Annotated in this window: 11 protein-coding genes; 7 read left to right on the top strand and 4 right to left on the bottom strand. The window is 67.0% G+C overall.

All coding sequences use genetic code 11. From position 1 onward, the window contains the following. Positions 1–92: 92 nt before the first annotated feature. On the bottom strand, positions 93–395 hold the full coding sequence (locus ABZ951_RS15535; protein ID WP_344088348.1) for a hypothetical protein: 303 nt from the start codon (positions 393–395) through the stop codon (positions 93–95). 373 nt (positions 396–768) lie between these two features. Then, positions 769–1,386 (bottom strand): TetR family transcriptional regulator C-terminal domain-containing protein, encoded by a 618-nt coding sequence (locus tag ABZ951_RS15530; RefSeq protein WP_344088345.1) that lies wholly within the window; start codon positions 1,384–1,386, stop codon positions 769–771. Positions 1,387–1,467: 81 nt separating this feature from the next. Here ABZ951_RS15530 and ABZ951_RS15525 point away from each other — a divergent pair, with 81 nt between their 5' ends. From ABZ951_RS15525 to ABZ951_RS15515, 3 genes are all read left to right on the top strand, one after another. Then, positions 1,468–2,970, top strand: a complete 1,503-nt coding sequence (locus ABZ951_RS15525; protein WP_344088342.1) for a carboxylesterase family protein — start codon at positions 1,468–1,470, stop codon at positions 2,968–2,970. 248 nt (positions 2,971–3,218) lie between these two features. Then, entirely contained in the window at positions 3,219–3,758 is a 540-nt protein-coding gene (locus ABZ951_RS15520) for a DUF4365 domain-containing protein (RefSeq protein ID WP_344088339.1), read from the top strand. Continuing rightward, entirely contained in the window at positions 3,755–4,990 is a 1,236-nt protein-coding gene (locus ABZ951_RS15515) for a hypothetical protein (protein ID WP_344088336.1), read from the top strand. Before ABZ951_RS15520 ends, ABZ951_RS15515 begins: the two co-directional genes overlap by 4 nt. Before the next feature lie 699 nt (positions 4,991–5,689). Here ABZ951_RS15515 and ABZ951_RS15510 read toward each other — a convergent pair. Together ABZ951_RS15510 and ABZ951_RS15505 are read right to left on the bottom strand one after the other, a co-directional pair. Beyond that, positions 5,690–6,226, bottom strand: a complete 537-nt coding sequence (locus tag ABZ951_RS15510; protein WP_344088333.1) for a hypothetical protein — start codon at positions 6,224–6,226, stop codon at positions 5,690–5,692. Between the two features lie 7 nt (positions 6,227–6,233). After that, on the bottom strand, positions 6,234–7,556 hold the full coding sequence (locus ABZ951_RS15505) for a tetratricopeptide repeat protein (RefSeq protein ID WP_344088330.1): 1,323 nt from the start codon (positions 7,554–7,556) through the stop codon (positions 6,234–6,236). Positions 7,557–7,763: 207 nt separating this feature from the next. On the opposite strand from ABZ951_RS15505, the gene ABZ951_RS15500 reads away from it, so the two are divergent. From ABZ951_RS15500 to ABZ951_RS15485, 4 genes are all read left to right on the top strand, one after another. Continuing rightward, entirely contained in the window at positions 7,764–7,970 is a 207-nt protein-coding gene (locus ABZ951_RS15500; RefSeq protein WP_344088327.1) for a hypothetical protein, read from the top strand. After that, positions 7,970–9,130, top strand: coding sequence for a hypothetical protein (locus ABZ951_RS15495; protein ID WP_344088324.1), 1,161 nt, complete (start codon positions 7,970–7,972; stop codon positions 9,128–9,130). The genes ABZ951_RS15500 and ABZ951_RS15495 overlap by 1 nt, the downstream gene beginning before the upstream one ends. Beyond that, complete coding sequence (locus tag ABZ951_RS15490; RefSeq protein ID WP_344088321.1) at positions 9,127–11,157, top strand: hypothetical protein; 2,031 nt, start codon at positions 9,127–9,129, stop codon at positions 11,155–11,157. The genes ABZ951_RS15495 and ABZ951_RS15490 overlap by 4 nt, the downstream gene beginning before the upstream one ends. A 267-nt stretch (positions 11,158–11,424) precedes the next feature. Continuing rightward, positions 11,425–11,670, top strand: a complete 246-nt coding sequence (locus tag ABZ951_RS15485) for a hypothetical protein (RefSeq protein WP_344088318.1) — start codon at positions 11,425–11,427, stop codon at positions 11,668–11,670. The last annotated feature ends 152 nt before the right edge of the window (positions 11,671–11,822 follow it).

Genomic DNA, 11,822 nt, shown 5'->3' with positions numbered 1-11,822 from the left:
AGATACGCGCCGACCTCCACCTGGCCCTGCTCCAACTTGCCTGCGGCGTCATCTGCTTACGACGACTCAGAACCGCATTCTGAAATGACCAGTTAGAAGGGGCCCTTGCTGTCCTTGTCAGCCTTGATGCACGACTCGAGCTTCTTCTTCTTCGCTGCGGCCTCGGCGAACTTCTTCTTGGCGATGTCGTGGTTACCGAGTCGCTTGTTCTTGTTGGCCAAGTCGGTGAGATCCTGGATCTCCTTGCGCAGCTTCGTCATGTTGCAGGTAACCGCGGCTCGGGCCGTTACCGCTTCGGCGCCGCCGGTGGTCGCGGCGTGCGCAGGAACGGCCGTGAACAGGAGACCTCCGGCAAGGGCCGCGGAGGCGGCGAGCGCGGGTATACGTCGGCTCATGACTACCACTCCAGATTTCGGATCACACAGACCCATGGGATACGGAATAACAGCGGATCACTGTATATGAAGCGTTGCAAGCACCCTCATCCCAGGGTCCGTTCACCCCCGCACTGACCAGCCCTGAACGGCATTGCGGGTCCAACTGCTCACGACACATCACCGTGGACACCCAGGGCCTACCAATGACGAACCCGGTGACACTCGCGGGCATGAGCGACCACAACGCCGCCCTGCGAACTCCTCCGGCACCTGCGGCTCACGCATCCCCAGCCCGCTCACGCATCCCCAGCTCGTCCAGGTCATCACCGACCGCGCCTACGCCGGACAGCTCACCACCTGGGCAGACGGATCCCCCGCCGGCTGGTCGGCGTCATCTCGACGCGTCCCTGTCGTCCCCGGTGAACAGCCTGTTCAGGTGCTCGTCGATGGCGGTGAGCGCGTCCTGGGGCTCGATCACGCCCAGTTCGATGAGGGGAGTGAAGCCCGTGAGGGCCAGGAGCAGATTGGTCTCGTTCGCCGGGTCCCGGTCGGCGGGAATGTGTCCGTCGGCGATCGCCTGGCGGACCAGCTGCTCGACGAGGGCCCGGCCTTGCAGCATCCCGTCGCGAGCCCGCGCGTGGACGTCCTTGTCGTGCAGTGCCTCCAGGACGTAGGCGGCGCTCATCCGGCTGGCCGCCCGCGCATCGGCATGCAGGGGGAGTGTCTCGATGAGCATCAGCCGGAGCACGTCGCGGGGGTGCGGCCGGTCGCCGAGCTCACGCATGCCCCGGCCGACGCGCAGCGAGGTCTGCTCGGCGGCGAAGTCCATGGCGAAGGCGAGCATCGCCCCTCGGGAGGTGAAGTAGTGCTGTAGTGCCCCGTGGGAGATGCCGGCCTCCTGCGCGACCTCGCGCAGCGTCAGATGCGCGACACCGCGCCGCTCCACGACCCGCCACAGTGCCCGGGCGATCGTCTCGCGGCGTTCGCGGTGGTCCACCTGTTTCGGCACGGTTCCTCCATCTCTTTTTCTTACGATTGACATAATACAGTTGGCTGGTAACGCTGGAAGCTTCCGGAGAGAGGAAGCGACATGCGCGAACAGCCTCGGGTGCGTACTGCGGAAGGGGTGGTGGAGGGCCGTCGGCGGCAGGGGCAGGCGGTATTCCGCGGCATCCCCTACGCCCAGCCGCCGGTAGGAGCGCTCCGGTTCGCCGCCCCAGCCTCGTCCCACCCCTGGGAAGGGACGAGGCAGGCGGCGGAGTTCGGCCCTGGTGCGCCGCAATCCGGCCCGACCGGCGCGAGTCCGGCTGAGGGCACGGACTGGCTGACGCTCAACGTGAGCACCCCGGACCCGGGCGCGGCGGGGCTGCCGGTGCTGGTGTGGATCCACGGCGGCGCCTACATCGCGGGGGCGTCGAGCGATCCGACGTACGACCCGGCCGCGCTGACCAGGGCGGGGCTGGTCGTGGTAAGCATCAACTACCGGCTGGGAGCCGAGGGCTTCGCCCTCCTCGAAGGCGCCCCGCCCAACCGCGGATTCCTCGACCAGATCGCGGCACTGCACTGGGTACGGCGGAACATCGCCTCCTTCGGAGGAGACCCCGACCACGTCACCGTGGCGGGACAGTCCGCCGGGGCGGGGTCGATCGCCGCCTTGCTGACGATGAAGCCGGCACGCGGCCTCTTCCGGCGGGCCATCACCCACTCGGTGCCGGGCACCTACTGCACGCGTGCACTGGCCCGCCAGGTCACCGCAGAGCTCGCGGCCCGGCTCGGCACGGCGCCCACCGCAACGGCCCTCGCCACCGTCACACCCCGGCGCCTGGCCGAGGAGCTCACCTCCCTCAGCGCCGACCTGGACGGCTACGGCGAGAACTGGGGGCGGCTCGCCCGGACCGGGGTCGCCATATGCCCCGTCGTTGACGGCGAGGTCCTCACCGAGCCGCCCTGGCACGCACTGATCAGCGGCCGTGCGAGCGGCATCGAACTCCTCGTCGGTCATACACGCGACGAATTCCGGCTGTTCAGCGTCATGAGCGGACGGCTGGGCACCTTCACCGACGAGGACGCCCGTACAGCCCTGGACCTGTTCGCCCCGGCACCGGGCGGCGCGGACGCCTACCGCGCCGCCCACCCGCGGGCCACCCCGGAGGACATGGTGGAAGCGGTGTACTCCGATGCCCTCTTCCGGATGCCCTCACTGCACCTGGCCCAGGCGAACGCCGCGGCAGGCGGCACTTCGTTCCTCTTCGAGCTCAGTTGGACCTCCCCGGCCTCCGGCGGGGCTCTGGGTGCCTGCCACAGCCTCGACGTCCCCCTGGTGTTCGGCACACTGGACAGCCCCGTCGGCAGAGGTCTCATCGGCCACCGGCCCACCCCTGAAGCCATCGCGGTGTCCCAGGAACTCCAGAAGGCATGGGTCCGCTTCGCGACCACCGGCGACGCGGGATGGGCCGCCTACCACCCCGGCCGGCAGCTCACCCGCGTCCTGGACACCGAATCCACGACCGTGCCCTACCCCGAACAGAACTCCCACCGGATCTGGGAGAACCACCCTCCAGCACCCTTCGACCTCATGCCGGGATCCTCGTGACCGGGGCCCTGGTTATCTAGGGCTGTCAAGTATTTATGCAGTTCAGAGGCTTGAGTGACGTTCTGACACGTAAGGCAAGTTGTCCGCTGCAGAAGGAGGCCTTGCCCCAGAGAGAGTCATGAAGGTCACAGTCGGGACAGGGATGTTCGAGTGTTCCCCGGGCTGGGACAGAGCTAGACTGCCTCCGCGCGAAGACCGCGTTACCGGGGGGTGGCACGCAGAGGCGCTGTGGGGGCGGGTACCTGAGGGTGAGTGAAGAGGTCTTCCGCCGAGGGGGCATCCCTGCGGACGCTCACAAGGAGCGAGCGAGTTACCATGCCCTCGCTCTGCTGGCCAACAGCGCAGGCTGCTACCTGAGCAGCCCGGAGCTCGACTATGACTGCCTTGACGTCACCGTGATCGCTTCAGGCCCCCGCCGGGTCAGACGATGCCGGTTCGATGTCCAGCTCAAAGCCAGCAGTAGTCGGCATACGGTGCGTCAGTACGTCAATGGGGACTTCTCGATCCGCCTACCTGCGGACCAGTATGAAGAGTTGCGTGCGGTAGGTGTGGTGCCGATGAGGCTTGTGGTCTTGATCCTGCCTCCCGGCACGGATATTCCGCAATTCAAAACAGAGCCGAAGAGCCTGCGGCTTGATGGCATCATGCTCTGGTCCGACCCCGACGGGTGGCCCGCCCTGGCAGCGGGGCAGCGTTACGGCACAGTGCGCCTCCCGCGCGAAAACGAATTTACCACTGAATACATCAGAAGCTTGATGAAGATCCTAAGCGACGGAGGTGGGCAGTGAACAATTTCGATGTCAGCGACTTCTATGAGCTTGTCCCGTCGCTCAGCCCGTCTCAGGTCTCAAGCTATCTGGAATCCCAAGACTGGGTTCTTCTGGAGCGCCAGGATGGACTTCTAGAATACTGGAGCGATCCCGTCTCCTCTAGCAATCCGGAAGAGGATGCATCTCCTTACCTGCTTCCCTTGAGTCGCAATATCCGCAAGTTTGAGCGTCGCTTCGCCGAGTTCCTGGCCGATTTGGCGGAGTTCTATGATTGCGACGCCCAAGGGCTGATGGCAAGGATTACCCAACATGGTTGGGATGTGCTTTTGATTCGCATCAACGAAGCGGGGGCGGGGGGCTCCGTAGGTCTGATGCGAGCAACAAAAATACTGCAAGCAGGTCTCGATATGATCAAGTTTGCCGCCCTCTACACCTCTAACCCCCAGCGATCTTTTCACGGCCCTAGGGGCGAGGTTGTGAATTCGTATCTACAACGCGGCGTACGGTTGGGGCATACAGAGCAGGGGAGTTTCATCTTCCCGATCCTCTCTGCGGCGAGATGCACCGGTGCACAGGGGGCATTTGGGCGTCGAGTCATGGAGAACCTGGCTGCTGCCCTTCACGATGTCCACCTTGCCCTCGAAGGCGGGGGCCCAGGTACTCCTCACAGGGAAGGCCCGCCCGGTAGCCGGTGGCAACTTGAGTCGGCACTGCGTGACAAGATTGCAGGGCTTGCCGACTCTCTTGAGTTCACCTCCTTTGACCTGTCATTCCGATGGGATTCGCAGACGCCCCTAGGAATCGAACCTCCCCAGACAGCGATGACCTTTGACTTTGAGATGCTAAGTCAAGTGCAGGCAGACATGGAGATTTCGATGGAAGGACTCCGTCGGCTAGCGGTTGAGCGGAGTGTTCCAGTGTCAGAAGTCTCCGTGGCGTCAGAGGTTTCGGGGTACGTTGCATCTGTTGGTATCAGGAGTGGCCGCACTTCCGGACCGCGCGAGATGCCGCACTTCGTAGCAATCCGGACTGCGCTTTACGAGGAGCGTTCCGAAATTCGGATCGCGGTAGATGAAAAGCAATACCGAGATGCCTTGACTGCCCTGAGAAAGGGTTTCCCCATCACAGTAGTCGGAGTGATCTCCGGTAGCGGGGATGAGCGTGTACTGGAAAGAGGCGCCGTATATTCTTATGCGCTAGAGGCGCCTGACTCGACTGGCCCTACAGGGGATGAGGGTAAGGGAAAATAGGGAAGGTTGACGTGGAGGGCTACTCAAGGAGTCGAGTAGCCCTCCACTGCTAATTTACTGCTTCGGACGCGCTTTAAAACGACTTAATCGGACGCGCCTATCCCTGGTGGCAATCTGTACCTTGAAGGATCGAATCCCGTCAGCACAGCCCAAGAAGTCGCCCCAGGTCGCCGTCGAAGCCGCCTTGTCGGAGGCGGACGCCGCCGAGGCGGGTAAGGATCAATCAGACCCGCGGACCCGTGGGCCAGGCGAGTCGTAGGCGGCCCAGGATCCGCCGGCCGTGGAGACGGAGCGGCTGATGGCCTTCTCGGAGAGGGCAGGTAACGGGTAGCCACCTTAGTCAAGTTGTCCTGAGCTGACCATCTGCTGGACGGGGGCGACTTGACCGCGTTCCACGTGTACGGCCACGCGACCAGACGAGTCCGGGGGCTGCATTGGCGCACTTGTAGCCTCGACGTCGGGCACTTCAGGATGACATGGAACGGCCGCGCACCGCGATCAAGTATCTGGAGATGCGGCCGCCGGAGTGTAACACCCGGCCGCAGACAGTGGATTTCAACCCTCACAAGCCACTTGGAGGGATGATTTCTTAAAGAATCGAGACGAACAGATAGAGAATGATCGCCTCGGCGATGTGCCGCTGGCTCCCAACCCGGAAGTTTTTAATTCATTTCGTAACTCCGCTTCCACGGAAGGCCGTCAAGGTTGCGCCCGCGCTGCTATGACGAATTCGGCTCGCGCTTCCACAATCTCCGGCCAGTTTCCATATGTTAGAAAGCGTTCGAGGTCGAGGCCAGGTCGTGGTCGACTGCTGTACAGCACGGTAGCCCTAGCCTCATCGGCGGCAAGGAGGTCGGTATCCCGAACTGCCTGCAGTGCCGCGCAAGCTTCCTCAACTGAAGGTTCTCCTCTCGATGCAGCCTTCTCCAATCCTCGAAGGGCTTCTAGCGCCAGGTGCTCAGGTGTGAGGCCCCGCTCTTGACGGGCGATCTCTTCCAGGCGCTGCCGTCCGTGTCGAGCTGGTACCTCCAGGTCAAGTTGGGCCAAGGTGTTTCTGGCGGCCATTCGGAGACGTGCCGCCTTCTCAATGATCTCTTCTGGTCCCTCAAGTTCGATCTTCTGAAAGGCGTCATGGACTTCGCCTATTCGTTGACGCGTGACACCTTCCAGTTCGGATTGAGCGCGCGCGTAATCACGCTGCTGTTGAAGTACCGCGATTGCGTTAACTAATTCCATGAAGGATTCAGTTGAGGATTCGGCCTGATTTCTGCCGCAGGTGTTCTGCCTCGGGGAGGCCAGAGAATCGGTTGAGTCGGGCCCGCATGTCCTGCGTTGCTCTGCGGACTTTGACGGAGTGAATGCCGTCTGCGCAGTCGACGAATTCGCTCCAGGTGGTAAGAGCTCCGTCGAGATCGCCTTTACGAAGCCGCACGCTGCCGAGGTCGGCGAGGACGATAGCGCGGGTGCGGCGGCGGTCGAGACCGTGGATTTCGAGAGCGAGACGGAGGTGTTCCTCGGCGGCGTCGAGGTCGCCGAGGCGGGTGAGGATCATTCCGGATTCGTGGGCCCACCGGCCGGGGGAGTAGTGGGCGGCCCAGGACTCGCCGGCCGTGGTGGGAGAACGGCCGATGGCGTGCTCGGACAAGGCAAGGTGGCGGGTGGCCGTCCTGCGGTCGTCGTCCTGGGCTGCTGCGTTGGCCAGGGTGGCCTCGTAGTAAGCCACCGCCCGCGCGTTATTGAGGTCCTTGCCGTAGCGAACGCACGCTTCACCAAGCTGGACGGCCTCGGCCCGGAAGCCGAGGTCGATGGCCTGGACGGCTAGGCCACGCAGAGCGGTGGCGGACAGTTCGGGGTCGCGGGCTTCGGCGGCGAGGCGGTATGCGTGCGCGTAGTATTGCTGGGCCCGGCCCTGGTGCTCGGGATCATTCCCTTCGTCCTGGGCCATCCAGCCGGCGAGATGGACGAGCTGGGAGGTGGCGGCGAACAAGTCGCGGCCAACGACCTCGGTGTACTTGCCGTTGAGCCAGGGGGCGACATCGTCGGTGAGGTAGCGCACGGCCAGGTGACGGGCGTGTCCGCCACCAAGTTCGGCTGCGGCGTCGCCGAGGGCCTTGACCATCTGCCTGACGGCGGCGACCTCCCCGGCGCCGACGCGGACAGCCCCTGCTGAGGCGGTCTTGGTGCGGCGGGTGATGCTGTCGAGATCGGGCAGCGCGAGGGCGCTCAGGGCGTAACCGCTCGTGGCGGCCAGGAAGTTCCGGCGGTGCACGTCTCGCCTCCCCAGCTGGATGACTGAAGCCACGGTATCGGTGGTCCCTGCATTGGAACCGGCGTTTTCGATCTCGCCGGAGGGTTCGAAGTCCAAGTCGAGGACTTGCACGACGTACGGGAGCCAGTGCGTCGGTGCCCGCTCGCCCTTCAGCCACCGGCGGGCGTACTGGCGCTCGATCGTGCCCGGGGGCTTCCCGGCAGCGACGCTGACTTCCCGGGCGAGCTTGGTGGGGCCCCAGCCGCGTTTCTCGCACGCGTGTCGGATGAGTTCAGCAAGCTCCTGTTTGGTCGGCACGATGCCGTCGCCTCCTGGCCTACACGGGCCTACAGCTGCCCTACATCCTGGCCCCTCCTCACCCTCTCCGTACGGCCATTCACTGAAGCTCACCGCCCGACCTGCGTGGGCGGATGAAACGGCAGCGGGCCCTCGGCGTTCACCACTGTCTCCTCGCCATGCCGGCGACCCGCTGCCTCCAATTCCTGGGACGAGAAGGAGACGACGGTGACGTACACATGCCGTACGACCGGCGGCAGGACGGCCCGCAGTGACTGGCTGGGGCCCATGCTCGGCTGGATCTGGGCTCTGGGCACCATTGCCGCGGCCGGCAACCTGGCCGCCGTCGTCCACCACGGCCTCGACCACCCCGGGCACGCGTCGGCCGCCCTGTCTGTGCCGGATGTAGTGACCAGGGCGACGGGAGGCTGGTGATGACTGCCAGTTCCGGTGTCATCGCCGCTGCTGAGGTCTTCGCCTACGCGGACGAGAGGATCAAGCAGGCCGCCGCCGAGCTGTGGCCGGGCCATAGCGTGCGGTTCGGCCAGCACATGCCGAGCGTGACTGCCTACGTCCGCCGCTTGACCGTGGACGGCCGCCCGCTGTACGCGAAGCTGTCGTTGCTGGGCCTGTCGCTGGTGTCGGTGCTGCGAGGCACGGCCGGGGACTGGGCCCAGGTCCGGGCCGCCCAGGCTGCCTATCAGGGCTCGCCGGGGGCTCTGCTGGAGCGGGAGGCCAGGGGTCTGGCCATTCTGAAGGAAGCCGGAGCCCGGGCCTGCCCGGTGGCCGGCCTCCAGGGCGGGGTGCTGTTCACCGAGCCCGTGGTCGGGCCGACGCTGGCCGACCTGCTGGCCAAGGACCCGCAACAGGCCGGCGAGCTGATGACCCGCGCGGTGGTCGAGCTCACGGGGCTCCAGCAGCCCTTTGTCGCCCGGGCCGTTGATGGGGCGGCCATCACGGAGCGGGGTATCGGCTCGACCTTCGACCGCAAGTTCAACGGCATTAGCGGACCCACCTACCTGCGCAAAACCGGACAGGCCGGGGAGGTGCTGGGCACGGTGGTCCTCCGGCTCCGCCGGGTTCGGCCCGCTCCGGCGGCCGGGTACCGGCCGGTGGTCTACGGCGACCTCAAGCCGGACCACGTGGTCTTCCCCGACGGTGCCGACGGGCGGCCGGTCTTCCTCGACCCGGGGCTGGGCCGGGGACGGCCTCAGACGGATGCGGCCAAGCTGATCTCCCGGACCGTGCTCGGCCTGATCGCCTCCTCCCCGGACCTAGTGTCGGCCGACACGATGGCGACCGGGATCGAGGAGTTCGCCGACGCCCTCACGGCCGACCTCGGGCCGGACGAGCGGGCCGAGTGGCTGCGGCACCTGGTGGCGCTGTGGCTGATGGACACCACCAATATCTTCAGCACCTACCTGACCTGCCCGCCCGACCTGCCCTTGCCTGAGCACGCCGGAAAGCTCTCCGCCCGGGCGGAGGCCGTGTGCGGCCTGCTGGAGAACACGACCGCCGGTCTGGTCGCCGGGACGGACCCGCGGGCGGTGTGGCGGCTCGCGCTAGCCGACGTCGTGAAGACGGCGAACCGGTGACGGCGGCGAAGACCGGCGCGATCGGGGTGATCGGTGCCGGAGCCGTCGGCCAGGGTGTGGCCATGCTGCTGGCGGCCGGCGGCTGGTGCGAGTCCGTCCGCGTCGTCTCCCGCTCGGGCCTCTCGGCCCAGGCTCTGGTGACCGATCTGGAGGACATGTGCCAGGTCATCGGCTCCCCCGTCCAGCCAGTTCACGTCATCGATGCGGGACAGCTCCTCTCCTGCGCGGCGGTGGTGGTCTGCCCAAGGGCCGACTTCACCAACACCGCCCGCACCAACGTGCGGATGGCCGGGCTGCACGCGAACGCCCCTGCCATCGCCTCCCTGGCGACCACGCTGGCCCACTACCAGGGGCTCGTGGTCATGGTGACCAACCCCGTCGACGTCATGGCCCGCCTCTTCGCCGAGGTCTCCGGCTGCCCCCGTGTGTACGGGGTCGGCTCGAACACGGACACCGCCCGCTACCGGATCACCCTCGCCCGCCTCCTCGACGTGCCAGTGGAGGCCGTCGAGGGCCACGTGATCGGCGAACACGGTGACCAGGCGGTGCTGTGCGCGTCGGCCACCCGCGCGGGCGGCCTGCCCGTGCCGGTGCCGGTCCGGCAGGTCCGCGACGAGCTGTCCGCCCGCCCGGGCCGGATCAACGCAGGTCTCGGCCGCACCCGCTGCGGCCCCGCCGGGGCCGTGATCACCGCCCTCCGCGCCGGGCTCGGCCTGGCCGACACGGTGGTAGAGCTGTCCGTCAACCACGAGGGCCGGTGGATGGGAATCCCGTTGCGCTTCACGGCCGGAACCCCGACTGTATGCCTCCCCCGACTGGACGCCGCCGAGGCCCGGCAACTGGTTGCCGGGAGCGCCGAACTCCGCGACGCCTACGAGCCGCTGGCCCGCCTCTATGCCCCCGCTTGTCCCTCATGGAAGGAGAAGACCGCAGTGACCAGGACCGCTACCCGCATCGCCACAGCCGCCCAGGCCGCGACCGTCACCAGCAACAGCCCGGTGATCACCGACTGGGCACTTCGCTACTTCGGCCCCTGGTGGAACGCCACCAGCACCACCGCCGACGACGGCCCGCAGGTGATCGCCGACGTCAACCCCGACTGCGTCACCGAGATCGCCCAGCGTGTGGCCGACCACGCGCACGAGGAGACCGTCTACGCGAACACGAGCATGCTCGTCGCCCGGGAGGACGACGGCACCGTGGCCGCATCCCAGCCCGACGACAAGCTCGTCTACCGGATCGAGCCCGGCGGGCACCTGCACATTTACGGCGGCGAGGACGTCCCCGTCGCCCTGGCCGCCGCCCGCCTCGCCCGCGAGGTCGTCCGCGGCCAGCTGCTGGCCGACGGCTGGTCGATCTTGCACGCCTCCGCCGTCGTCCGCGACGGGCAGGCCGTGCTGACGCTGGGCGACAAGGGCGCCGGGAAGACCACCACCGCCCTCCTGCTGGCCCGGGCCGGCTGGCAGATGCTGGCCAACGACCGCGTCTTCATCCGCCCCGACGGCGACCGGCTGCGGGTCCTGCCCTGGCCCTCAGCCGCCGCCCTCGGCCTCGGCCTCCTCGACGCCCTCGGCTGGTACGACCAGGTCCGCGAACGCGTACAGCGCGGCGAACAGCTCCATCCCACCCAGCACCAGAAGGTCACCAACGCCCTCCACTCCGGCAGCCGCACACCCCTGTGGCAGGAGTCCGGCAAGGAACTCAAGCCCCAGTTCTTCCCCGATCAGCTCGACACCTGGTTCGGCCTGACCCTGGCCACCGAAGGAGACGCCGCCCACATCCTGTTCCCCCGGATCACCCCCGACGCCGAACCTGCCCTTCTCGACGAGGGCCGCACCGTGCAAGAGTCCGACTTCTTCACCGTCGGCAGCGAGGACCGCTACCCCGACGTCTTCGGCCTCCTCCCGGACAAAACCCCCGGCACTGGGCCCCTGCTCGACCTCCTCGGCAGGTTGCCCCGGCACAGGATGACCCTGGGCCACGACGTGAAGGCCAACACAACCGTCCTCCAGCAGATCGCCGCCTGACCGACAGGAGCCAGGCACCCCCTCCAGGGTGCCTGGCTCGCCCCTCCCCGATCACGCCCAGGCACCGGCGCGGGCAGCACGGCCCGCTGTCATACCCCGCCGCCATGATGAGCACATGGACGACTCCCGCAGCGTTCCCACCCCCCCCAGAACCGGCAGATCCCCGCCTGGGCCGGCACCGCAGGGCCCGGCTGGGCGGCCCTGCTCGACCGGCTCCACCGTGATCTTCTCGCCCTCGATTCCGGCTACCGCATCGAGTCCTTCGCGGTGAAGTTCGGCGGCCTGCGGATCACCGTCGCCGACCGCTGCGAGGACGGGGAATTCGACGGCGAGTTCGCCGACCAGGCCACCGCCCCGACCGACGCCGCCGAGACCGCCTCCGAGCACACCTGCGAATCCTGCGGAGCCCCCGGCCGCGTACGCCTGCGCGGTGACGGGCGGCAGGTGTGGATGCAGGCCCGCTGCAAGACCTGCCGCAGGTTCTGTCCGGCCGCCCTGCCTCGGTTGGCATAAGAGCGTCCCGGCATCCCATTCACCCGGCCGCCAATCCGGGTCAATGCGCTCCTCCAGCCACGCGGCCCACTCGGCCAGCTCGCCGGGCGGCGGGGCCGGGATGACGGCGTCCGGTGCCGGCTGCAGGGCACGGAGCGGGACGACGTTTCCCG

This window comes from Streptomyces sp. NPDC046215, from assembly GCF_040646215.1.
Lineage (GTDB): Bacteria > Actinomycetota > Actinomycetes > Streptomycetales > Streptomycetaceae > Streptomyces > Streptomyces stramineus.
The sequence above is the reverse complement of the archived record's forward strand: the minus strand, read 5'-3'. Positions and strand labels throughout refer to the sequence as shown.